Here is a 23,371-nt window from a genome sequence, read left to right as displayed (position 1 = left end):
GGCCGGCCCGCCGCCACCGGTCACCGCGCCGCTCGGCACGCGGGGCGTCGTCGTCGATCCCCGGCGGCATCGCGGCCGGGCCGCGCACGGCGTCGGCCGTCGGGCGGCGGGCGCTGTCGGAGATGCGCAGCAGCAGCGCGACGATCACCCAGTTGGCGAGCAGGGACGAGCCGCCGTAGGCCAGGAACGGCATGGTCAGGCCGGTGAGCGGGATGAGCCGCGTCACCCCCCCGACGACGACGAAGCACTGGAACGCCACGACGAACGACAGGCCGCCGGCCAGCAGCTTGCCGAAGCCGTCGCGCACGCCGATGGCGGTCCGCAGCCCCCGCTGGGCCACGACGAGGTAGGCCAGGAGGAGCGCGAGCAGGCCGGTGAGGCCCAGCTCCTCGCCGAGGGAGGCGACGATGAAGTCGGACTCGGCGAAGGGCACGAGGTCCGGGCGGCCCTCGCCCCAGCCGGTGCCCATGAGCCCGCCGTTGGCCATGCCGAACAGGCCGCGCACGAGCTGCCCGGACCCGCCCGGGGAGGCGTTGAACACGTCGTCGTCGAAGGCGTTCGTCCAGGCCTGGAAGCGCTGGTCGACGTGGGAGAAGACGTTCGCGGCGAGGACCGCGCCGCCCGCGAACAGGCCCAGGCCGATGACGACCCAGCTGAGCCGCTCGGTCGCGAGGTAGAGCATCGCGACGAACAGCCCGAAGAAGAGCAGCGACGTGCCGAGGTCGCGCTGGAAGACCAGCACCGCCAGCGACGCGGCCCAGGCCAGGAGGATGGGCCCGAGGTCGCGGGGGCGCGGGAGCTGCAGGCCCAGGACGCGGGGGCCGGCCAGCGCGAGGGTGTCGCGGGTCGTGACGAGGTAGCCGGCGAAGAACGTCGCGAGGACGATCTTGCCGACTTCCGCGGGCTGGAACGAGAAGCCGGCCACGCGGATCCAGATCTGCGCACCGTTGATCTGCGTGCCGAGTCCGGGGACCAGGGGCAGCACGATGAGGACGAGGCCGACCACCATCGCGGTGTAGGTGTAGCGGCGGAGCGTGCGGTGGTCCCGCAGGACGACGAGGACGAGCGCCGCGAGGACGACCGCGAGGGCGGTCCACGCGAGCTGGCGCGCCGCGAAGTCCGTCTCGCGGCCGCGCAGCGCGTAGGCGATGTCGAGCCGGTAGATCATGGCCAGCCCGATGCCGTTGAGCGCGACGACGACCGGCAGGAGCACCGGGTCGGCGTACGGGGCGCGCCAGCGGAGCACGAGGTGCATGCCCAGGGCCAGGCCCGTCAGGCCGACGGCGTAGCCCGTGATGCCGGCCGGCACGGCGTCCTGGGTCGCCAGGCCCACGAGCGCGTAGGCGCCGACGCCGAGCAGGAGCGCGGGGACGAGGAGCAGCAGCTCGAGGTGGCGACCGGGCCGGGCCCGGTACGGGATCACCGTGGCCACGCGATCACCTCCCGACCCGTCGTGCGGGCGGGAGCCGTCATGCGCCCGCGTCCGGCTCGAGCGAGGCGGCGCGCTCGCGTGCGTGCCGCAGGTCGTCCGCCGGGATGGTCTGGTCCAGCCGGTCGCGGACGAAGCCCGGCAGGTCCTCGACCCGGATGTCCGTCGTCTCGACGACCTCCGAGAGCTCGAACCCCGCGACGCTCTGCGGGATGCCCTGGTAGATCGCGACCCGGTCGTCGTCCACGCCCACGTAGTACTGCTGCTGGGTCCACCGGTAGCCGAGCCAGGCGGCGGTCGCCACCACGCCGAGGACGACGACGGCCGCGGCGAGCACGGCGAGCCGGCGGCGCAGTGGCGAGGGGTCGGCCTCCTCCTCGTCCTCGCGGACGGGGCGCACCGGGACGGGTGCGGCGCCCTCGACCGGCCGGGACCGGGCCTGGGCGGACATCTGGGCGGCCCGCGCGGCGGCGCCCTCGCCCCCGACGGTCGGGCGCTTCCGGTCCTTGGCCGCGGCGCCGACGACGGCGGAGGTCGTGGAGGGCGCGGCGCCGTCGGGCAGGTCGTCGACCTCGACGACGTCGCCCACGACGACCGTGATGTTGTCGGGGCCGCCACCGCGCAGGGCGAGGCGCACGAGCTGGTCGGCGCAGGCGTCGACGTCCGTGAGCTCCAGGAGCGTCGTGGCGAGCGTCTCGGCGGAGACCACGCCGGACAGGCCGTCCGAGCAGAGCAGCCAGCGGTCCCCGGGACGCGCCTCGCGGACCGACATGTCCGGGGCGATGTCCATGTCGAAGTCGCCCAGGACGCGCAGGAGCACCGACCGCTGGGGGTGGTGCTCGGCCTCCTCGGCGGTGATCTTGCCCGTGCTGACGAGGTGCTGGACGAAGGAGTGGTCCGTGGTCACCTGGGCCAGCCGGCCGTCGCGCAGCAGGTAGGCGCGGGAGTCGCCGATGTGCGCCATGGCGAGCTTGTTGCCCGAGCGCAGCAGCGCGGTGACGGTGGTGCCGAGGCCCGCGAGCTCGGGCTCGGCGTCGGCGCGGGCGAGCAGCTCCCGGTGCGCGGCGGACAGCGCGCGCGTCAGCTCCGCCAGGGCGTCGTCGGGGCCGTGGGCCTCGTCGTCGAGCGGGGCCAGGTGCGCGACGGCGACCGAGGACGCGACGTCGCCGCCCGCGTGGCCGCCCATGCCGTCGGCGACGACGAGCAGGTGGGGCCCGGCGTAGCCGGAGTCGTCGTTCTTGGCGCGCACGAGTCCCACGTCGGACCGGGCGGCGTACCGCAGGGCGATGGACACGCGGGCTTACCTCTGCAGCTCGAGGGTGCTCTGCCCCACGCGGATCTGCGAGCCGGGGCGTACCGGGGTGGGGGCCTCGACGCGCTGACGGTCCACGTAGGTGCCGTTGGTGGAGCCGAGGTCCTCGACGAACCACTGGCCGGCCTCGGGGTAGACGCGGGCGTGCCGGGAGGAGGAGTAGTCGTCGTCGAGCACGAGGGTGCACGACGGGGCCCGGCCGATGAGGATCGCCGAGGTGGCCAGGGGCAGGGTCGTGCCGCGCAGGGGTCCCTCCGTGACGACGAGCCGTCGCGGCCCGGCGTCCCGGCGCGGGATCGGGGTGGACCGGGGCTCGCCCTGCCGGCCGTCCGCGGGGGACGCGCCGGGCGGCGGGCCGGCGGGGGCCGCCAGGGGGTTCTGCTCGCGGCGCAGGCGCCGGACGATGCGCGTGCCGTAGAGGTCGCGCCGCAGCACGCCGATGGCGGCCAGGACGAACAGCCACAGGAGGACCAGGTAGCCCAGCCGCAGCAGGGTGATCGTGAGCTCGCTCACCCCGGCGTCACCCGTCCTCGGCGTCGTCGACGCCGGTCCAGAAGAGGATCCGGGTGCGACCGATCGTGATGGTGTTGCCGTCGACGAGCGTCGCGGCGGGCACCTGGTGCCCCTCCACGAACGTGCCGTTGGTCGAGCCGAGGTCCGTCGCGACGACGCCGTCGGGCGTGACCCGGATCTCCAGGTGCTTCCGGGAGATGCCCGGGTCGTCGACGATGATGTCGGCCTCGCTCCCCCGGCCGATCACCGTGACCGGGCCGGTGAGCAGGTACCGCTGGCCGTCGATGTCGACGAGCGGGTGGCGCATGGAGGCGGCGACCGTGGTGGCGGGCGCGACGGCGCCGCGCACCGTGGCGCCGCGGACCTGGAAGCGGCCCTCCTCGAGGGTGTCGTCCTCGACGAAGACGACGGTCACCGGGCCGACGAAGGCGTAGCGCTGCTGCGTCGCGTGCTCCGTCACGCTCGCGGCGAGCTCGTCCGCCAGCGGCTCGGCGCCCCACGCGAGGACCTTCTCGTGGTCCTGGGGGGACAGCTCGATGGTGAAGTCGTTGGGGACGACGGTGCGGTCCCGGCCGACGACGGCGGCGCGGTCGTCCACCTCGCGCCGCAGGGCGCTCGCGAGCTCCACCGGCTTGACCTCGCTGCGGAACGCCTTGGCGAACGCCGTGCTCACGACGCGCTCGACGCCCTTCTCGAACCGGTCGAGGACTCCCATGCCACCTCCTTCCCGTCAGGGGGACGTCCCGTGATCGGGCCGGACCTGCACAGGTCCCTGGTGATGGTATCCGCCGGTCCCAGGTCGCGCCGGGACGACGGCGGGTGAGCGTGGGTGAGGTGCGGATGAGGGGTGCGCGGCGGCCGTGCTGAGCACAGGGCGGTGCGGTCGGTCGGGTGTCCTGTCGGGTGTCCTGTCGGTCGTCCTTGCGGAGCCCGCGCGGGTTCGGAACCGCCTCCCGCACCGTGCTAACCTCGTCCGTCGCGGGCAAGTGGCGAAATGGCAGACGCGCTGGCTTCAGGTGCCAGTGTCCGAAAGGACGTGGGGGTTCAAGTCCCCCCTTGCCCACAGAACCCTGGGGAATCCCCCAGGTCGCAGAGCCGGGGACCACCAGGTCCCCGGCTCTCGTCGTTCTGGGCGGGGACGAGGACGAGGCGGCGCTGCCTCGTCCTGCTGCACCGTCCGGGGACGACCCGGACCTGCCGACCCGCACCTGTACGGGCCGGAGTTCCACCGCCTCGGGTTCGGCGAGGCGGTCGCGAAGGGCCTGCTGACCGACTACAAGGTCCTGGTCCTGGCGGTGGACGAGAAGGAGGTCTCCCGGACCTTCCAGACCCAGCTCGCCGACGAGAACTCCGAGCTGCGCCTGGACGACGTCGCCAAGATCGTCGGGTGCTGGAACGGCCTCGCGAAGCGCGGCCACGCCGAGTCCGGCTTCGGCGGCGACCACGCCCCCATGACCCGGGCTGTCGCGTTCGCCGGCACCATCGCCAAGTCCAAGCAGTTCTCGGAGATGTTCGGCGAGGTCGTCCACGACTACCTCGAGTACCAGCGCATCACCACCCCGGACGCCCCGGACGACGACGCCCCGACCGCGCCGACCGACTCCCCGCTGCGGTGCGAGGTGCGGCATGTGGACGGCACGTTCAACGTCCTGGTCCGCAACGAGCGCCTGGACTGGCTCAAGGCCACCACCGAACCGGACACGTGCCGGGTGCTGTCCAACGCCCGGTGCCTGTCCGAGGGCGTCGACGTCCCCGCCCTGGACGCGGTGATGTTCCTCAACCCCCGCAAGTCGGTCGTGGACGTCGTCCAGTCCGTCGGGCGGGTGATGCGCCTTGCCCCGGGCAAGCAGTACGGCTACATCATCCTGCCGATCGGCATCCCCGCCGGGATGGCCCCGGAGGACGCTCTGCGGGACAACACCCGGTACGCCGTGGTGTGGGAGGTGCTGCAGGCGTTGCGCGCCCACGACGAACGCTTCAACGCCATGGTCAACAAGATCGAGCTGAACCGGGGGCGGGACGACCGCATCCAGATCATCGGTGTCGGCGGTGGCGGCCGCGACGACGACGGCGCCGCGGACTCCACCCCCGGCAAGGGCACCCAGGGCACGCTGAACCTGCAGTGGCTGGACCAGTGGCGCGAAGCGATCTACGCCAAGATCGTGACCAAGGTCGGGGACCGCCGGTACTGGGAGGATTGGGCCAAGGACGTCGCCGTCATCGCCGACCGGCACGTCACCCGCATCACCACCCTTCTTGAGGACACGGACCTGCCTGTCCAGGGCCGCTTCGAGACGTTCCTGGCCGGGCTGCGGGCGAACCTCAACGACTCCATCAGCCGCACCGATGCGGTCAACATGCTCGCCCAGCACCTGATCACCCGACCGGTGTTCGACGCCCTGTTCGCCGACTACGCCTTCTCGCAGCACAACCCCGTCTCTCGGGTCATGCAGGACATGCTCGACGCCCTGGACGAGCACAACCTCGACGTCGAGAACGAGACCCTGGACCGGTTCTACGAGTCTGTGCGCCTGCGAGCCGAGGGCATCGACAACGCCGCCGGCAAGCAGCGGATCGTCGCTGAGCTGTACGAGAAGTTCTTCAAGCTCGCGTTCCCCAAGGCGGCCGAGTCCCTGGGCATCGTGTACACACCGGTGGAGATCGTCGACTTCATCATTCGCTCGGTCGAGCACCTGCTGAACACCGAGTTCGGGGCCTCGCTCACGGACGAAGGCGTGCACGTACTGGATCCCTTTTCGGGCACCGGGACGTTCATCGTCCGGCTCCTGGAGTCCGGGCTCATCAAGCCCGAGGACCTGCTCCGCAAGTACACCCAGGAGCTGCACGCCAACGAGATCCTGCTGCTGGCGTACTACATCGCCGCCATCAACATCGAAGCGACGCTTCATGGGCTGCTGACCGAGCAGGACCCGGACGCCGGGTACGTGCCGTTCGACGGCATCGTCCTGACCGACACTTTCCAGATGACCGAGGACGGCGACGTTCTGGACACGGCCGTCTTCCCCACCAACAACGAACGCGCTGCACGCCAGCTCGGCCTTGACATCAGAGTCTTGATCGGCAATCCCCCGTACTCGGTCGGGCAGGGCAGCGCCAACGACAACAACGCTAACGTCAAGTGCCCCACCCTCGACCGGGCCATCGAGAAGACCTACGCAGCCCGGTCGACGGCCACGAACAAGAACAGCCTGTACGACTCCTACATCCGCGCCATCCGTTGGGCGTCAGACCGGATCAAGGACGCCGGGGTCATCGGGTTCGTCACCAACGGCGGGTTCCTGGACGCGAACACCGCCGATGGGCTGCGCAAGGCCCTCGTCGACGAGTTCGCCGTCATCTACATCTACAACCTCCGCGGGAACCAGCGGACCGCTGGAGAGCTCTCCCGGCGCGAGGGCGGGAAGGTGTTCGGAGCCGGCTCGCGCAACACCGTCGCCATCACCTTCCTGGTCAAGAAGCCCGACGCGGCCGGCGCCCCACGGCTTCACTACAAGGACATCGGTGACTACCTCAGCCGCGAGGAGAAGCTGGAGATCGTCGGCCGCGACGACCTCGCGCTGATCGACTGGGAGACGATCACTCCCAATGCCGCCGGGGACTGGATCAACCAGCGTGGGGACGCATTCGAGGCGTTCGCGCCGCTCGGCGCCAAGGGTGACCCTTCGGCGGTCTTTCGGATGTTCTCCGGAGGCTTGAAGACGAACCGCGACGCCTGGGTCTACAACTCGTCTGAAGCTCAGCTTGCGTCACAAGTTCGTCATACCGTGAGCTTCTACAACGAGGCCGTACAGCGGTATGTCGCGAGCATTGACCGCGAACTGCCGCGAGACTCAAGACAGATCAGCTGGAGCGGCTCACTGGAGGCGACGCTCCGGGCAGCCGAGGTCCTGACGTTCGACGCAGCGAAGATTGGAAGTGCCCTCTACCGACCCTTCTTCAAGCAGAGGGTGTATTACGACTCCCGGCTGAACGAGCGGCGATACCAGTTGCCGGCGATCCTCCCAACGCCCAACCATGACAACCTCGGATTCTTTGTGATGGCGCCGCGGCCCGCGGCCGAGTTCGCAGTGCTCGCAACCGATCAGCTTCCTGACCTTAGCTTCTACTCGTACACGGGCCAGTTCTTCCCGCGCTGGACCTGGGAGAAGGTGAACAGCGACAGGGAGGAACAGGGCGCCTTCCACTTCGCCGACGACGCCGCTCCGGACGTGGTCGCCGGGTATCGCCGGAAGGACAACATCACCGCTGCGATCCTGGCGCAGTACGGGGAGGCGTACGGGGAGGTCATCACGGCCGACGACGTGTTCTTCTACGTCTACGGGCTGCTGCACTCCCCGGACTACCGCGCGCAGTTCGCTCCCGAGCTGACGAAGATGCTTCCCCGCGTTCCCCTGGTCACGAGCGTCGACGACTTCCGTGCGTTCGTCGCGGCCGGCCGGACCCTCGCGGACCTCCACGTCGGGTACGAGTCGTCACCGAGCTGCTGATCGTTTCCCCCCGTCGCAGGAGCCGGTGACCCACGCGAGTCAGCCCGCCGGGTCGCCCGCGGCACGCATCCCGGTGTCAGTAGCCGATGAACTCCTCCGTGAAGATGTCCCGCTCCGGCACCCCGAGACCCCGGAGGTCGGCGACAGCGCTACCCACTCGAGTGGGAGGGCCGGAGAGGTACCAGATCGCGTGCGGGTGCTCGTCACGAGCCCGCTCCAGGTCGGCGAGAGCCAGTGAGGAGGATCGAGCGAGAAGCCGGATCGCGGGGTTCTCCGCAGCGCACCGAGTGAGTTCATCCGCATAGGCGACGCGCCTCTCGTGATTCGCGACGTGCAGCACGGCGATGGGGACGTCCAGCGCCTCCTCGGAAGCGAAGCGAATCATGCTCACGTGAGGGGTGATTCCGACGCCGAACGCGACCAGGACGCGGGGCCTGTCCGACTTCCTCGTCAGCGTCACGTGGCCGTAAGGTCCCGACAGCCTGACCGTCGAACCGAAGGCGAGGCCGGCGAGGGTCCGCTTGTAGGCGCTCGGAGACCGTCGAAAGGCGACGGCCAGGATGTCTCTGTCGTTGGGCGACGAGGTTATCGAGAAGACGCGCGAACGGCCATGCGGGTCGCGTCCGTCCAGTGCGAGGACGCCCAGTTGTACGTGCTGCCCCGCGTCGAAATCGAAGCCCGGGGGGCGGCTCACCGAGATCTCGATCACATCCGGAGCGATCACTCTCCGATCCACGATGCGGGTCAGCCATGAACGTCGCCGAGCGACGTGCCCTCTCACCGACGATCCCTGCGTCTCCATGGCCTGCGGCCGGTCATCGCCCCGCACCCTACGGCCCGGCCGGCGTCACGACGGCGTCGGGGGGGAGCGTGAAGATCGCCGGATCGATGGGGTCATCCACTGCGTGGATGACCACGTTCACCGTGGTGCCGTCAGCGAGAGGGATCTGCTGCTCCCCCGCCCCGAACTGCGCCGCCCACTGCGCCGGTCCAGCGGAGAGATCGGGGAGCCCGAGGGCCTCCGGCTCCACAGGAGACAGCACGGACCAGGCCGGCGCGTCCGGGGATACGTCATCCGACGTGTAGAGGGCGCGCTCATCGAATCGGTAGATCTGGTCGGACACGACCGTGCCGCCCGCTGTGATGGTCTGACGGAAGAACGGTTCCGTATCCAGGTCGACCAGCCACAGATCGATCGTTCGCTGCTCCTCGAGGATCGTCATCGCGAACGTCTGCGCGTAGGGAGCGGGGGTCTCGCTCTGCTGTGCCGCGGACGCTCTGCTGGTCACCTGCTGCTCGGCCGCGACGACGACGACCGACAGCAGGGCGAGAGGGAGGACGAGGCTCAGTCCGATCAGCGCGAGACCAGTCGCTCGCAGTGCACCTCTCATCGGGGGAGTTCCGCGCCAGGTCGACGCCTGTTCGACCGCATCAGAGCGCTCCGACCTTCTGTCGGCGCCAGACGGCGGCGGTGAATGCAGAGGCCTGAGCGCCGACCGCGGTCAGGAACAACGCCAGGTAGTAGTAGCGGAGCGGATTCGGTTCGTAGATCGTCAGCCTCGTCGGTGATGGCGAATAGTGGATGAAGGCGAAGTAGAGCACGTGCAGCGTGACGAGGTAGAAGGCCGCATAGGCCAGAGTGTGCATCCACTTCCATGAGCCGATCCCGAGAAACGCGACGGCACGATCGAAGGATGTCGCGGCGAGCGCGAGGCCGAGTCCGAGCGCAGCGACGCCGAGGAGGTTGGCGAGGCCGAAGCCGGGCTCTGCTCGCAGGTAGAGTCCCGACTCCGGTGAGAACTGGTACCCAAGAAGGCCGGCGACATCCCACCGGGCCCAGCCGTCCCAGACGAGGTAGCCGTGGAGCGCGCTGACGAGAGCGAACCAGATCCCGGCCTCTCGTCGCCAGGGGACCAGCCCGGAGAGTCGAGGCCACAGGCGGGCGAGCGGTCCGATGATGATGGCCCACCAGAGCAGCCCGATCGCGGACACCCCGAGCGACTTCCAGAGCCTCATGTCGGCGCTCCAGGAGCTGTACAGCGCCCAGGCCGCCCCCGCGAGCGCGAGGGCTATCGCCGCCATCACGAGGTGTCGCAGGGCGACCGTGCCCCCCGATCGTGCTCCTAGCATCATGGCCGATCCTCCTCGTCGCCCTTCCCCATGCAGCGAATTCTGTCACGCGTGACATTTGAATCCGCTCAGCGCCCCGTGAGACGGGCCGTCAGCGCGTCGGCGGACGCGCGCACCGCGCGCGCGAGCGCGGCCTCGGCGAGGGCATCCACCGCCTCGCCCCGATAGGTCAGGCCGATGCCCGCACTCGGGTAGCCGGTGCGGTCGGTCGCCGCGGCGGCGACGGAGGAGTAGTCGGGCGTGATCTCTCCGTGCTCGCCGGCCCAGCCGCGCTCGCGCGCCTCGACGAGGATCCCGTCGAGCTCGCGCAGGGTCGCCGGCCCGATGCCGTGCCGGGTGATGAGGGCGTCGCGGTGCGGGTAGAGCGCCCGCACCTGGGCGGCGGGCAGCGCGGCGAGCATCGCGCGCCCGGTCGCCGTGAGGTGCGCGGGCAGTCGCACGCCGAGCCGTGCGACCGTCGTCGGAGCGCGCGGGGCGGAGGCCTGGCCGACGTACGAGACGTCCGATCCGCTCAGCACCGCGAGCTGCGCGACCGCGGGGACGGGCGCCTCGGCGACGAGCCGCTCGATGAGCGGGTTCGCGAGGCGCGCGAGCCGACTCGCCTGCAGCACGCTCGACCCGATCTCGGCGACGACCCCGCCGAGCCCGTAGGCGCGCAGCTCGGGGTAGTGGACGACGTACCCCTCCTCCTGCAGCACGCGGATGAGCTGGTACGTCGACGACCGCGGAAGCCCGAGCTCGCGCGCGATCGTCGACGCCGGCACGGGCTCGCTGTGGTGCGCGAGGTGCGTGACGATGCGCAGGGCCGCGCGCGCCGCGGGAACATCCGGCATCGCCCCGCCTCAACTCTCGTGAACATCGTCTGAAATCTCAGACACATTATCGCGCGGGGCCGGTGCCGGCGCCCCGCGCGAGCGGTTCACTGGGGCCATGCGCATCACGGTCGGCTCCCGCACCCTCACTCGCGACGACGTCGTCGCCGTCGCCCGCCATGGCGCCGAGGTCGTCATCGACGCGGATGCCCTGGACGCGATGACCGCGACGCGCGCCCTCATCGCGGGGCTGGCCCACGACACCGTGCCCCACTACGGCGTCTCGACCGGGTTCGGCGCCCTCGCGACCACGCACATCCCGCTCGCGAAGCGCGCCGAGCTGCAGCGCTCGCTCGTCCGCTCGCACGCCGCGAGCTCGGGGCCCGAGGTCGAGCGCGAGGTCGTCCGCGCGACGATGCTCTGCGCGTCGCGACGCTCGCGACCGGCCGCACGGGCGCCCGCCCCGTCGTCGCCGAGACCTACGCGGCGATGCTCAACGCGGGGCTGACCCCGGTCGTCGGCGAGTACGGCAGCCTCGGCTGCTCGGGCGACCTCGCGCCGCTCGCGCACTGCGCGCTCGCCGCGATGGGCGAGGGCTCGGTCAGGAACGCCGCGGGAGACCTCGTGCCCGCCGGCGACGCGCTCGCGGCGGCGGGCATCCGCCCCCTGGAGCTCGAGGAGAAGGAGGGCCTCGCCCTCATCAACGGCACCGACGGCATGCTCGGGATGCTCTGCCTCGCGCTCGCCGACCTGGACGGCCTCGTGGCCACCGCCGACCTCGCCGCCGCGATGAGCGTCGAGGGCCAGCTCGGCACCGACGCGGTCTTCGCCTCGGAGCTGCAGCAGCTGCGCCCCCACCCCGGCCAGGCGACGAGCGCCGCGAACCTGCGCGCTGTGCTCGCCGGCTCGGCCATCGTCGCGAGCCACCGAACCGACGACTGCACGCGCGTGCAGGACGCCTACTCGCTGCGCTGCGCGCCCCAGGTGCACGGCGCGGTGCGCGACACGATGGCGCACGCCGCCCTCGTCGCGAGCCGCGAGCTCGCGAGCGCGATCGACAACCCCGTCGTGACGCTCGACGGGCGGGTCGCGTCGAACGGCAACTTCCACGGGGCGCCCGTCGCCTACGTGCTCGACTTCCTCGCGATCGCCGTCGCCGATCTCGCGAGCATGAGCGAGCGCCGCACCGACCGCTTCCTCGACGTCGCCCGCAACGCCGGGCTGCCGCCGTTCCTCGCCCACGACCCCGGCGTCGACTCGGGCCACATGATCGCGCAGTACACGCAGGCCGGCATCGTGAGCGAGCTCAAGCGGCTCGCGAACCCCGCGAGCGTCGACTCGATCCCGTCGAGCGCGATGCAGGAGGACCACGTCTCGATGGGCTGGTCGGCCGGCCGCAAGCTGCGGCGCGCAATCGACGGCCTCGGCCGCGTCGTCGCGATCGAGCTGCTGACGGCCGCGCGCGCATCGACCTCCGTGGCATCGCGCCGTCGCCCGTGACCGCCGCGGTCGTCGCGGCCCTCCGCGCCGAGGTCGAGGGCCCCGGCCCCGACCGCTACCTCGCCCCCGAGATCGAGGCGGCCGTCCGCCTCACGCAGAGCGGCGCGCTCCTCGACGCCGCGCGCTCGGTCGTCCCCGAGCTCGTCTAGACCCGCACCGCACGAAAGGCCTCCCATGAGCATCGCGACCCCCTCCACGTCGACCGGCACCGGTGCCGTCGACGCGCGCCACGCATCCGGACCCCGCCCCGTGCGCGCCCACCGCGGAACCCAGCTGCACACCCTCGGCTGGCAGCAGGAGGGCGCGCTCCGCATGCTGCAGAACAACCTCGACCCCGAGGTCGCCGAGCACCCCGACGAGCTCGTCGTCTACGGCGGCACGGGCAAGGCCGCCCGCGACTGGCGCAGCTTCGACGCCCTCGTGCGCACCCTCGAAACCCTGAAGGGCGACACCCGCTCGACATCACCGGAGACGTGCCCACGGGTCCCGGCTCCGCGGACCTGTACGGGTGGTACCGGGTCGAGAAGATGCGGTGGGCCGGCACCGGAAAGGCCAAGGACCGTTCGACGATCGTCTACAACCCACGGATCACAGTGGCCGGGATCCCGGACGAGGCGCACGAGTACCTGCTGGGCTCCCGGTCCGGGGTGGAGTGGGTGATGGAGCGGTACCAGGTGAAGACGGACAAGGCATCCGGGATAGTGAACGACCCGAACGACTGGTCGCGTGAGGTTGGGGATCCGCGCTACATCCTGGACCTGCTGCGCCGGGTGGTGACGGTCAGCGTGGAGACGGTCCGCATCGTGCGCTCGCTGCCGGCGATCGACTTCGAGTCGCTGAGCTGATGGAGGCCCACCCCCGGACGTTGCGGTCCATCTTCCGCCAGGACCTGCGGCTGCTGGTGCCGCTGTTCCAGCGCCCGTACGTGTGGCAGGCGTCGACCCAGTGGCAGCCGCTGTGGGAGGACGTGGTCGCGACTGTCGAGCGGACCGACCACGGGGACGACACGCCGCACTTCCTGGGTGCGGTCGTGCTCCAGCTGCGCCGGGGAGCGGTGGGCAGCGTTGAGACCCGGGAGATCATCGACGGGCAGCAGCGGCTGACGACCCTGCAGCTGCTGATCGCCGCGGCCCTGCACGTCGCAGAGGCCGAGGGTGTCATGGGACGGACCCGGGCGCGGCTGCAGTCGCTGCTGTTCAACAACCCGGATCTCGTCGATGACCCGGAGGAACGGTTCAAGCTGTGGCCGACGAACCGCGATCGGGGCCCGTACGAGGCGGTGATGTCCGGTCGTGCGGACGGTGCGGGTACGGACAGCCGCATCCTGCAGGCCTACACCTGGTTCACCGGGGCCGTCCGTTCCTGGGTGTCCGGGCAGGAGGACGTCGAGGAGGCACTCACCCGCCTGGCCGGGGTGCTGGCCGACCGCCTCGAGGTGGTGGCGATCGACCTCGGTGAGGACGACAACGCTCAGATCATCTTCGAGACGCTCAACGCGCGGGGGACCCCGCTGCGGGCGGCGGACCTGGTCAAGAACCTGCTGTTCCGTGCCTTGCAGGACGCCGGGCGCCCGGTGGAGCGGCTCTACCGCGAGCTGTGGTCCCCGTTCGAGGACCCGTACTGGGAGCAGGACGTCCGTCAGGGGCGCCTGACCCGGCCGCGGATCGACACGTTCCTGGGGCACTTCCTGGTCGTCCTGCTGCAGACCGAGGTCCAGGCGCACGACTTGTTCGCGGCGGCGCGCCGGCACGTCGGTGCCGACCCCGACCGGGCTGAGGCCTTCCTGCGCGAGCTGGCCAGGTACGGGCAGGTGTACCGCCGTGTCGACGCCGCGCGAACGGGCGCCGGTGAGGACGATGCGGCGCTGAACCGGCTGCGGATGGTCGACACCCAGACGCTCCTGCCGCTGCTGCTGTGGCTGGTGGCCAACACGGACGGGCCCGAGCGGACGAGGGCGGTGCGTTCCCTGGAGTCGTTCGTCGTGCGCCGGCTGGTGTGCCGGCTGACGACGGCGAACTACAACCGGATGTTCCTGGAGCTGCTGCGCCGCCTGGGCGGCGGTGAGGCCCCGGTGGGCGAGGTGACGGAGGCCTTCCTGGCCGGTCAGCGGTCCGCGTCCGGGGTGTGGCCGACGTCGGACGACGTGCGCGACGCGTTCGAGACCCGTCCCCTGTACAAGATGCTCCGCCGCGAGCAGCTCCAACGGCTGCTACTCGCGCTGGACGCCGCGGCCGGGACCGCCCGGACGGAACCGGTGCCGCACTCCGCGCGGATGTCTGTGGAGCACCTGCTGCCGCAGAGTTGGTCCGAGCACTGGCCGCTGCCGCCGGACCCCGTGTCAGCCGAGACGGTCGAGGCCGAGCGGGAGGAGCTGGTGCACACCATCGGCAACCTGACCGTCATCACCGGGTCGCTGAACAGCGCGATGTCGAACGCGGCGTGGCCGATCAAGCGCGACGAGATCCTCCGGTACTCGGCGCTCACGCTGAACAGGGACCTGCCGGAGGACTGGAACACGTACCGCATCCGCGAGCGGTCCGCCTGGCTCGCCGAGCTCGCGGTGACGCTGTGGTCGCGCCCCGTGACCGGCGACGAGGCGGCGGTGCGTGAAGCGGTCGCTGCTGCCGGACCGGTGCCCGAGATCCGCGAGGACGCCGACGCCCCGGTCCGAACCGGGCGGGGCGACATCGCTGCCCACATCAAGAACGCGATGCGCACCGTCGCGCCGGGAGAGTTCATGACGGTCTCGCAGATCGCTCGCGTGCCCTCCGCCGACTACCCAGCGGGCAGCCCACCCTCGCAGGGCGCGATCGCCGCCCGGCTCTTCCCGCGAACCGGACGCCCGACCACGGTCCCGGGCGTTCGTGCGGAGATCCGCGAGGGCCGAAGAGGCGCCACTCGCCTGTAGTCACCCCTTCCTCATGCACACCGCCACGCCGAGACCGTTCGGCCAGCTGCGGCATGCCCCCTCGCTGGATCCGCGTTCGCCGTCCGGGTCCCCACACCCGTTCAGCACTCGTCCTCAAGGAGCTTCTCGTCATGACTGCTCGGCTGGCCACGGCCCGGCGCCCGTTCGACCCGCACAGCGATGTCCTTGACGACCCCGCGTCGGGGCTACTGGTCCTGCCCGGAGACGCGTCCCACGACTTCGGGTACGCCGAGTGGGATGAGGACTGGCCCGCGATGTGGCGTGTGGTTCTGACTGCTCTCGCCGAGGGCGCGCGACCGGTGTGGATCTCGGATCCGGACGATGACGACGGTCGTCAGCTGGTGCTCCCGCTGACCGTGGAGCTCGTGCCGCGCCCGGACAACGACTACAACGACGAAGCCATCGCGCTGGCCGGTCCGCCCTCGATGGGTGGATCAGTGTTGGACCGTCACCTCGGGTACATGAACGAGACGCATCTGCACTACCAGGGCGACGCGATCCGAGACCTGGCCGAGCACACCGGCCGCCCCGTCGGCGCGCATGCCTGGGTCGAGCTGTGGGATTTCGAGGCGGTGAGCGACGCCCGCTACGACGCCGGGCAGAGCGGTGACCGGGCACGGTGGGCGCCGAGCTCGCACTGGATCGCGGATGATGTCGAGGAGGGCGTCGAAGCAGAACTGTCGGAGGAGCCGGACCTGGAGGCGGACCTGGACGAGGACTCCCGGTTCACCGCTGCCGAACTACGCCGGTTCGGATACCGGATCGGGGGTCTCCGGTACACCCTGGCGTTCGCACCGGGGACATCTCGGGCGGTCGATGCTTACGTGACAGCGCATCCGCAGCGGCAGGGCCCGGGCTTGGACGCGCGTCGAGACTGGCATCAGCGGTTCGTCGACGCTGCGGCCAGGGCACTTGCGCGCCGATCCGCGACCGGGGCTTGGGGACGGCTCACCGAGCGCCAAGCCGCCGCGGACGTGCGTCAGGCCGCTGCGCTGGGGAACCTGCAGGCGTGGGAGCAGTGGCGGCGGCAGGACTCGGCCTACGGTCGGCTCCACGCTCGAACGGTGGTCACGTTCGGCCGACGCGACGTGCTGGTGCTCGATGACGCCGGGGTGCAGGTGGGCAAGCTGGACGGTGACGTGCTGACGCTTGTGGACGAACGGTGCCGGGCCGCGGCTGTCACGGCGATCGCAGAGCATGCCGGTCCTGGGACGGTGCGGGACCTGGACCTGTCCGGACTCGGCGAGTACCCGGACGCGGTCCTGATCCGGTCGGGCCCGGGCTGGGTGGTGGTCGGTGTCGCGGAGGGCCGGGAGGCCAGGGGCTCAGAACCGCTGGGTTGGGTCGAGCCGGAGGGAGGTCTCGCGCACGTCCTCGCCCCCGCGCATCAGCGTCCGGTCGGTGTGCTCCTGGCTCGGCACGGTGTGAACGTCAGCCGTGTGGCACTGTCCGGGCCAACCAGCGCTCCCGACTGGGTATGGCTCGACCCGGACGCTCGTCGAGTCCCGGTGACGTCCGCGAGGGCGAGGCTGGCGCTCCGGGCCGAGCACGCGGCGTTGGTTCCGCCGGAGGTGGCCACCGCGCTGCCTCTTCGGTTCACGTCGGAGGTGCGCAGCCAGGACCTCCCGGGACTGGCCGACAGCGGCCTGCTGCGGGACTGGTACCAGCCGGCGCCCAGGTCGCGCCTCCTGAGCGCTCAGTGTCGGCTCTGCGGGTCTGAGGCCCTCGCACCAGCTGACGCGGCCACGTACTGCGGTGCGTGCATCAACCTGGCCTCAAGAGGGCTGCTCGTGGACACGGGCTGCGACGGTCCGTGGACGCAGGCCACCGTGTGGGCCTTGCGGACCCTGGCGGAGAAGGAGTTCTCGGGGCCGCCGTCGCTAGCGCAGCTGGCTCGTGTGCCTGGTCCGGGGGTGCCGGCAGATCTTGCGGTGCTCTGCCGCATGCTCGTCCCGCGGATGGCGCGCCTTCCCGTTCGGTACCAGCGCAAGCCCCTGTCCTTCACCGAGTGGCTCGCTGCGGCGGGGCTGCTCGATGAGGGCCTGTCAACGCCGCGGGGGACTCGATCCGTCGCGAGCGACGGCCACGCATGCCGTTCGCTCCTCGAGCGTCACGTGGACGACTTCATGGCCCACCACGGCATCGAGCACGAGGTGGAGCCGTCGTGGCCGGCTCACCCGCGCTGGAACACCACAGGCATGCGGGCGGACTGGCGCCTTGGCGACGGGACGATGGTGGAGGCGTTCGGGCTGGAGGGGCACGGGGCCTACGACGCGAAGGTCGAGCGCAAGCGCGCCCTGGCGCATGAGCTCGGAGTGCGCCTGGTCGAGGTTCGCACCGAGGACCTTGGGCGCCTCCGGGAGACCTTCGCAGACTGGCTGTAGAGCTGTACCGGCGGTGGCAGACGGCTGATCTCCCGGCTTCCCTTTACGCGACCTCCGCGACAGGTACGTCACCCTTCCGAGCCCGCACACGCGTCGCCGTCAGCCAGAGCTGCTGGTAGCGGGAGGGCGTACTTCTCGCACAGGAAGCGCGTCTGGCAGTACCGCTGGGCGTCAGCGGCGACATTGGCGAGGACGGTGGAGTTCACGCCGGCACCGATGAGCACGCCCACGTAGGGCATCACCTTGGCGACGCTCTGGACTGACACCCGGCTGCCTGCGGGGCCGGCCTGCTTCATTAGCTTCTCGACGGCGGCCAGCATGCGGTGGTCGGCGCGGAGCTTCTCGCTCCAGTTGACCCGGTTCTTCGCGGCGCCCCACGCCCGTGCCGCCTCCTGCATCGGCTTGGCCTTGGCGGCCTGGCTGATGAACGAGCGCCGGACGAGGGAGTCGATGAACTCCTGCTCGCCCGGGTCGCGCGCGTCGTAGCCGTAGGAGTACGCGACCCTGGAGGCGATGGAGACGCTGAGCACCTGGATCACGAGGACATCGACGGTCAACGCTGCGACCGTCCCGGCCACGGGAACCATCGCCAGCGCACCCATTGCGCCGCCTTCCAGCGCTCCGACCGTGCGCCACTGCAAGGTGTTGCGGGTCAGCAGCCGGTCACACGCCTTGAGGTCGTGACCGCGTAGGTCGGTGAAGCTGTCGATCTGGAGCCCGCGCTTGCGAGCGAGGGCCTCCACGCTGGCGGGGTCGTTGAGCTCGGCGGCCCAGTCGTTGACGAGCTCGAGCAGGCTCGCGGCGCCGGCCATCGCTGGCCGCAACGCGTGGTCGGCTACCGCTCCGGCGGCGCGTTGAGCCGACTCCTGGACCTTCTGCGGCATCGCGTCGGACGCGCGATCGAGGGCGGTGCGGGTCGCGTCCCCGGCGCGCTCCAGGGCTGTCCCTGCCCAGTCCGGGAGACCCCGGCGGCTGTTGCGGCGCTGCCAGTGCTTGTCCAACGCCTCCCACACCTGCTGCTCGTAAGGGCTCATCCCGGCAGCACCCTCAGCTCCCGCTCCAGCACTGCTTGTCTGTTCCCCGTGCTGGTGCGGGACGCCTGGTGGTGCCCCGGGGAGCCCGCTCGGCGAGGCGGCGGCCGCGCCTCCCCGCAGGGGGCTGGACGCCACTGTCGTGTCGCCGGGCGGGTGGACTCCGTCGGCAACGACTTCGCGCGGCTCTTGCTCCACCTCGAGCACCCCCTGACGACCATGACTCCGACGCCCGAGACGCTAGCAGCGCATGCTCAGGGCGCTACGGCGCTGTCACCAGCGGGCTCACGCGCGGAAGTGACGTCCGAGCGACCAGGGTCGGTAGCCTCCCTGTGGGGCGAGGAGGCCAGCGGTGCACGTGAGCGACATCGTCGAGTACTGGGCGCGATTCAGACGGGACGACGCCACTGGCCAGTGGACCCATCCGGACGACCGGGCCGTTCTTGCGGGGCAGCACTCGTTCAACTTCGACTACCCGACCTGTCCCTACCTTGGGCCGGTGACCTCGGCGAAGGTCGTCATCCTGGGCGCCAACGGCGGCTACAGCCCGACCGAGACGCCCAAGGAGTTCCCCGACGCCGAGGCGTTCGAACGGTACCTGGGACGCATCCGCGACCCCGAGGGCGCGGACTGGTCGAACGTCTCCCCGTACTACGACCGCGTGAACTACGGACCGCTCGTTTACCGCGGTGACGCGGCTTGGATCAACGCCTCGCCCTACCGGAGCCCCCGCATCAGCGCCGAGCGCGACAACCAGCGCCTGGTCAGGTCGCTGCCGTCGTCGGTCTTCCTTCGGCGGTGGCTCCTCGAGGCCGTCGTGCCTCTCGCCGCCCGCGGAGAACGCCTTGTCGTCGTCAAGCGCCCGGGTCTGTGGCGGCTGCCGCCGGAGGTGAGGACGGCCCCGGGCGTCCTCGTCGACCCGGCGCCGATCTCACCTCAGCTGACCTCGGCGCCGTGGAACGCGGTCCAGGGCTTCCTCACCGGCAGAGGCCCGGCACCGGCCGCGCAGCCCCCGAGCCCCCAGGACCCGCCCCGGCGGTCGCGCACGGCAGCCGTCGTGAGCCCGGTGGCCGCGCGGCGCACCCCCCGGGGGACGGAGACCGTTGCAGCCGGGACGGCGCAGTCGCAGGTCGCCCCGCTGATGCGCGTCTGCGAAGCGCTGGGGCTCACGCTCCTGACGCCCGACGCGGCGTGGCCCGGCTACGGCAAGGTGGTCCACCTCGGCGGCGCGCGAAGCATCTACCTCAACCGCACCAACGCGGACGTCCGCTCCAGCCCGTCGGAGGTCGCCGCGTGGCAGCGCGCCGGCCTCGGCACCGTCCGACCCAACAACGACAGATACCTCCGCGTAATGCTGTAGCCGTCGTGCGGGACCCTCCATGCGGAGGTTCAGGGGGCCGACACGGAACGTGATCGTGCCGTGGCCGATCGTACGATCCGGCCATGGCGGTCAAGCGGCGCGGGTACCTCGGTCCGATCACCCTGCGAGCAGGCGAGGGAAGCCCTGTGGAGCCTCATCCTGGGAGATCCCCCAGCCCATCAGTTCCAAGTCCCCCCTTGCCCACCCGAACGAGAGCCGGTGACCTCCTGGTCACCGGCTCTTGTCGTTCCGCCCCGCTCCGGTCCGGCGCAGCCCTGAGGCCGGACGTCCGGCGCGCCCCACGCGGGTGAACCGACGCGACCGAGCCCGATGTCCTCAGCGCCGCGCGTGCCGCACCGATGATCGAGACGAGAGGGCGACGCCGTCGTCGTGGGGGTCTCGAGCCGTTCGGGTGTCGGGGAAGCGAGACCGTGCAGCACAGCAGGAACGCAACGCGCGAGGAGGTCCTGGCGCGCCAGAACGTGTCGCTCTCCGGGCCGCCGGACGCCCGGCCGATGGTGTTCGCGCACGGCTTCGGCTGCGACCAGCTCATGTGGAGCCGCGTCGCCCCCGCCTTCGAGGACGACCACCGGGTCGTCCTGTTCGACCACGTCGGATCGGGACGCTCCGACGTGGCTGCGTACGACCAGCGGCGGTACGACACGCTCGACGGCTACGCCGACGACCTCGCCGAGCTGTGCGCGGCCCTGGACCTGCAGGACGCCGTCGTCGTCGCGCACTCGGTCGGGGCGATGATCGCGGTGCTCGCCGCCGCACGGACCGACCGCATCGGCGCGCTGGTGCTCGTGGGCCCGTCGCCGCGCTACCTCGACGACCCGTCCGCGGGCTACGTCGGGGGCTTCCGGCACGAGGACGTCGAGGGACTCCTGGAGACCATGTCCTCGAACTACCTGGGCTGGACGGAGGCGATGGGCGCCCTGGTCATGGGGCGCGACCAGGACCCCGCGCTCACCGAGGAGCTGACCGCCGCGTTCTGCCGGACCGACCCGGAGATCGCCCGGCACTTCGCCCAGGTGACGTTCCTGTCGGACAACCGCGCCGACCTGGCCCGCGTCGCGGTGCCGACCCTCGTCGTCCAGGCCTCGCAGGACGACGTCGCCCCACCGGTCGTGGGCGAGTACGTGCGGGACAGCATCCCCGGGGCGCGGCTCGTCGTGGTGGACACGGTGGGTCACTGCCCGCACCTCAGCGCGCCGGAGGAGACGGTCGCCGAGATCCGCGCGTTCGTGGCGGGCGGAGGCGGTGGATCGCGATGACGCAGGTGCTCGAGGAGCTGGGCGACCTCTACGAGCGGGCGCCGTTCGGGTACGTCTCCACGGACGCGAGCGGGCGGGTCCTGCGCGTCAACGGCACGCTGCTCTCCTGGGCGGGGCTGGACCGCGGCGCCGTCCTCGGGACGGACCTGCGCGACCTGCTGACCCCGGGCTCCCGCACGTGGTTCGACACGCACTACCTGCCGCTCCTGCACGTCCGCGGCGAGGTCCGCGAGGTCGCCCTGGACCTCCGCGGCGCCGACGGCGACCGGCTGCCGGTGCTCGCGAGCTCGACGGTGGTCCGCGACGACGCGTCCGTCGTCGTCGTCCGCACCTCCTTCGTCCAGGCGGCGGAGCGGCGCTCCTACGAGCGCGAGCTGCTGCGGGCGCGGTTCGCCGCCGAGACCTCCGAGCGGCGGCTGCGGATCCTGCACGACGCGGTGACCGCGTTCGCCCAGGCGCCGGACCTCGCGGCGGTCGCCGCCGCCGTCGCGGTCGCGGTCGACTCCATCGCCCCGACCGTGGGTGTCGCCGTCTGGCTCGTGGACCCCGACACCCAGGAGATCCGCCGGCACTGCGTGCTCGGTGCCGACGACCTGGCGCCGTCGCTCCTGGACCCGGCGGGCGGCCTGCCCGCGGAGGAGGCCTGCCGCGCCCACGAGCCGGTGACGGTCTTCGACGTGACGACGACGGGCCGGCCGGCGGGAGTCGTCCGCTCCCTGGTGGCGGCGCCGGTCCGCCTCGAGGGTCGACTCGTGGGCGTCTACCAGGCCACGTACGGCCGGATGCGGTCGTTCCCCGCCGACGACCTGGAGACCCACGCTCGCCTGGTGCACCAGGCGGGGATCGCGGTGCACGGCGCCCGCCTGCACGCCCAGCTGCGCCGCGCCGCGCTGCACGACCCGCTCACAGGCACGGCCAACCGCGCGTCGTTCGACGAGGCGGTCCTCGCCGCGCTCGCCGCCGCCGCCGCGGGACGGCCTCTGGCCGTGCTGCTCCTGGACCTCGACGACTTCAAGGCCGTCAACGACACGCTCGGGCACTCGGCGGGCGACGACCTGCTCGTCGAGCTCGCCCGCCGGCTGGAGGGCAGCCTGGGCGAAGGGCACCTGCTCGCCCGGCTCGGCGGCGACGAGTTCGCCGTGCTGGCTCCTGAGGTGGACGAGCGTGCGGCGAGCGCCCTCGCGGAGGGCCTGCTCGCCGCCACGTCGCGCCCCTTCCGGCTCGCGGCCACCCCGGTGCAGGTGACGGCGAGCGTCGGGGCGTCCGTCCACCGACCGGGTCCCGGCACCAGCACGCCGACGCCGGACGAGCTGCGCCACCTCGCCGACGTCGCGCTCTACCGCGCCAAGGCGCAGGGGAAGAACCAGCACCGCGTGCACGACGCCGAGCTGCGCGCCGAGCTCGCCCGGCGGGAGTGGGTCGGCGCCGAGCTGCGCCACGCGCTGGAGCACGGTGACCTCGTGCCGTACTTCCAGCCGGTCGTCGACCTGCGCACCGGCCGGCTCGTCGGTGCCGAGTGCCTGTGCCGGCTGCGCGCCGCCGGCGAGCTGCTCCTCCCGGTCGACTTCCTCGAGATCGCCACCGAGGAGGGCGTCCTGCACCTGCTGGACCGGCAGATGCTGCGGCACGCCTGCGAGGAGCTCGTGGCCTGGGACGGTCTCGGGCGGGGCGACCTCGAGGTCTCCGTGAACGTCGCCGCCCAGCACGTGGCGCGGGTCGACTTCGCCGACGGCGTCCTGGAGGTCGTCGAGGCCGTCGGCTGCGACCCCGCCCGGCTGCACCTGGAGCTCACCGAGTCCGCGCTCCTCGAGCTCTCCCCGGGCACCACCGACCGCCTGCGGCGCCTGCGGGAGCTCGGGATCGGGGTGATGCTCGACGACTTCGGCACGCGCTACGCCTCGCTCAGCTACGCGCGCCAGTTCCCCGTGACCGCGCTGAAGATCGACCGGAGCTTCGTCGCGGGGCTGCCGACGACGCGCACCGATGCGGCGATCGTCCGGTCGGTGGCGGCGCTCGCCGAGGGCCTGGGTGTGAAGTGCGTGGCGGAGGGGGTCGAGACCCCGGAGCAGCGCGAGTTCCTCGCCGCGCTCGGGCTGCTCGGGCAGGGCTTCGGTCTGGCGCGGCCGATGCCGGCCGACGAGCTGCGGGCGCGTCTGCAGGACTGACCGGGCACCCGTCGAACCCCG

Annotated in this window: 16 protein-coding genes, 1 tRNA gene and 2 pseudogenes; 10 read left to right on the top strand and 9 right to left on the bottom strand. The window is 71.6% G+C overall.

Annotated elements, in window-relative coordinates; genetic code table 11:
- From N866_RS01425 to N866_RS01410, 4 genes are all read right to left on the bottom strand, one after another.
- The coding region (locus tag N866_RS01425; RefSeq protein ID WP_081802229.1) for an FtsW/RodA/SpoVE family cell cycle protein at positions 1-1,432 on the bottom strand (1,432 nt) is incomplete at its 3' end.
- A gap of 37 nt (positions 1,433-1,469) precedes the next feature.
- A complete protein-coding gene (locus tag N866_RS01420) occupies positions 1,470-2,723 on the bottom strand; it encodes a PP2C family protein-serine/threonine phosphatase (RefSeq protein WP_052022234.1) in 1,254 nt (417 codons plus the stop codon).
- Positions 2,724-2,729: 6 nt separating this feature from the next.
- Positions 2,730-3,254, bottom strand: a complete 525-nt coding sequence (locus N866_RS01415) for an FHA domain-containing protein FhaB/FipA (protein WP_034221580.1) — start codon at positions 3,252-3,254, stop codon at positions 2,730-2,732.
- Positions 3,255-3,261: 7 nt separating this feature from the next.
- The gene (locus tag N866_RS01410) at positions 3,262-3,969 is read right to left on the bottom strand and encodes an FHA domain-containing protein (RefSeq protein WP_034221578.1); all 708 of its coding nucleotides are present in this window, start codon (positions 3,967-3,969) and stop codon (positions 3,262-3,264) included.
- A gap of 265 nt (positions 3,970-4,234) precedes the next feature.
- On the opposite strand from N866_RS01410, the gene N866_RS01405 reads away from it, so the two are divergent.
- Positions 4,235-4,317: transfer RNA gene (locus tag N866_RS01405), tRNA-Leu, on the top strand.
- A 232-nt stretch (positions 4,318-4,549) separates the two neighbouring features.
- On the top strand, positions 4,550-7,762 hold the full coding sequence (locus N866_RS01400; protein WP_052022233.1) for a type ISP restriction/modification enzyme: 3,213 nt from the start codon (positions 4,550-4,552) through the stop codon (positions 7,760-7,762).
- A gap of 76 nt (positions 7,763-7,838) precedes the next feature.
- Here the strand turns inward: N866_RS01400 and N866_RS01395 are convergent, their stop codons facing one another.
- The 4 genes from N866_RS01395 to N866_RS01380 all read right to left on the bottom strand — a co-directional run bounded on the left by N866_RS01395 (position 7,839) and on the right by N866_RS01380 (position 10,725).
- On the bottom strand, positions 7,839-8,486 hold the full coding sequence (locus N866_RS01395; protein ID WP_034221575.1) for an FAD-dependent oxidoreductase: 648 nt from the start codon (positions 8,484-8,486) through the stop codon (positions 7,839-7,841).
- A gap of 106 nt (positions 8,487-8,592) precedes the next feature.
- Positions 8,593-9,153: a hypothetical protein gene (locus tag N866_RS01390; protein WP_034221573.1), complete on the bottom strand. Its 561-nt coding sequence runs from the start codon at positions 9,151-9,153 to the stop codon at positions 8,593-8,595.
- 40 nt (positions 9,154-9,193) lie between these two features.
- A complete protein-coding gene (locus tag N866_RS01385; protein ID WP_034221571.1) occupies positions 9,194-9,895 on the bottom strand; it encodes a ferric reductase-like transmembrane domain-containing protein in 702 nt (233 codons plus the stop codon).
- A gap of 65 nt (positions 9,896-9,960) precedes the next feature.
- Positions 9,961-10,725 carry an IclR family transcriptional regulator gene (locus N866_RS01380; protein ID WP_034221569.1) on the bottom strand — a complete coding sequence of 255 codons (765 nt, stop codon included), beginning with the start codon at positions 10,723-10,725 and terminating at the stop codon, positions 9,961-9,963.
- Positions 10,726-10,822: 97 nt separating this feature from the next.
- Here N866_RS01380 and hutH point away from each other — a divergent pair.
- The 5 genes and pseudogenes from hutH (at position 10,823) to N866_RS01360 (ending at position 17,517) form a co-directional block, all read left to right on the top strand.
- Positions 10,823-12,353: pseudogene (gene hutH / locus N866_RS01375) on the top strand (histidine ammonia-lyase).
- A gap of 25 nt (positions 12,354-12,378) precedes the next feature.
- Positions 12,379-12,654: pseudogene (locus tag N866_RS20235) on the top strand (hypothetical protein); the annotation flags it as partial.
- A 23-nt stretch (positions 12,655-12,677) separates the two neighbouring features.
- Positions 12,678-13,049 (top strand): type ISP restriction/modification enzyme, encoded by a 372-nt coding sequence (locus N866_RS01370; protein WP_245612322.1) that lies wholly within the window; start codon positions 12,678-12,680, stop codon positions 13,047-13,049.
- Positions 13,049-15,112, top strand: a complete 2,064-nt coding sequence (locus tag N866_RS01365; RefSeq protein WP_052022232.1) for a DUF262 domain-containing protein — start codon at positions 13,049-13,051, stop codon at positions 15,110-15,112. The genes N866_RS01370 and N866_RS01365 overlap by 1 nt, the downstream gene beginning before the upstream one ends.
- A 131-nt stretch (positions 15,113-15,243) precedes the next feature.
- Positions 15,244-17,517: a hypothetical protein gene (locus N866_RS01360; protein ID WP_052022231.1), complete on the top strand. Its 2,274-nt coding sequence runs from the start codon at positions 15,244-15,246 to the stop codon at positions 17,515-17,517.
- 68 nt (positions 17,518-17,585) lie between these two features.
- On the opposite strand, the gene N866_RS01355 is transcribed toward N866_RS01360, so the two are convergent.
- Entirely contained in the window at positions 17,586-18,551 is a 966-nt protein-coding gene (locus N866_RS01355; RefSeq protein ID WP_052022230.1) for an EcsC family protein, read from the bottom strand.
- 355 nt (positions 18,552-18,906) lie between these two features.
- On the opposite strand from N866_RS01355, the gene N866_RS01350 reads away from it, so the two are divergent.
- The 3 genes from N866_RS01350 (at position 18,907) to N866_RS19630 (ending at position 23,350) form a co-directional block, all read left to right on the top strand.
- Complete coding sequence (locus N866_RS01350; RefSeq protein ID WP_155855145.1) at positions 18,907-19,908, top strand: hypothetical protein; 1,002 nt, start codon at positions 18,907-18,909, stop codon at positions 19,906-19,908.
- 431 nt (positions 19,909-20,339) lie between these two features.
- Positions 20,340-21,185 (top strand): alpha/beta fold hydrolase, encoded by an 846-nt coding sequence (locus N866_RS01345; RefSeq protein WP_034221563.1) that lies wholly within the window; start codon positions 20,340-20,342, stop codon positions 21,183-21,185.
- Entirely contained in the window at positions 21,182-23,350 is a 2,169-nt protein-coding gene (locus N866_RS19630) for a putative bifunctional diguanylate cyclase/phosphodiesterase (RefSeq protein WP_052022229.1), read from the top strand. The genes N866_RS01345 and N866_RS19630 overlap by 4 nt, the downstream gene beginning before the upstream one ends.
- Positions 23,351-23,371 lie beyond the last annotated feature (21 nt).

Origin of the sequence: Actinotalea ferrariae CF5-4, assembly GCF_000603945.1 — a bacterium.
Classification (GTDB): domain Bacteria; phylum Actinomycetota; class Actinomycetes; order Actinomycetales; family Cellulomonadaceae; genus Actinotalea; species Actinotalea ferrariae.
This window is presented reverse-complemented; position numbering and strand designations above follow the sequence as displayed.

Bases quoted from the DNA above. Each gene is read 5' to 3' on its own strand.
- N866_RS01355 (WP_052022230.1), bottom strand. From the start codon at position 18,551: ATGAGCCCTTACGAGCAGCAGGTGTGGGAGGCGTTGGACAAGCACTGG.
- N866_RS01385 (WP_034221571.1), bottom strand. From the start codon at position 9,895: ATGATGCTAGGAGCACGATCGGGGGGCACGGTCGCCCTGCGACACCTC.
- N866_RS01360 (WP_052022231.1), top strand. From the start codon at position 15,244: ATGACTGCTCGGCTGGCCACGGCCCGGCGCCCGTTCGACCCGCACAGC.
- N866_RS01365 (WP_052022232.1), top strand. From the start codon at position 13,049: ATGGAGGCCCACCCCCGGACGTTGCGGTCCATCTTCCGCCAGGACCTG.
- N866_RS01410 (WP_034221578.1), bottom strand. From the start codon at position 3,969: ATGGGAGTCCTCGACCGGTTCGAGAAGGGCGTCGAGCGCGTCGTGAGC.
- N866_RS19630 (WP_052022229.1), top strand. From the start codon at position 21,182: ATGACGCAGGTGCTCGAGGAGCTGGGCGACCTCTACGAGCGGGCGCCG.
- N866_RS01390 (WP_034221573.1), bottom strand. From the start codon at position 9,153: ATGAGAGGTGCACTGCGAGCGACTGGTCTCGCGCTGATCGGACTGAGC.
- N866_RS01380 (WP_034221569.1), bottom strand. From the start codon at position 10,725: ATGCCGGATGTTCCCGCGGCGCGCGCGGCCCTGCGCATCGTCACGCAC.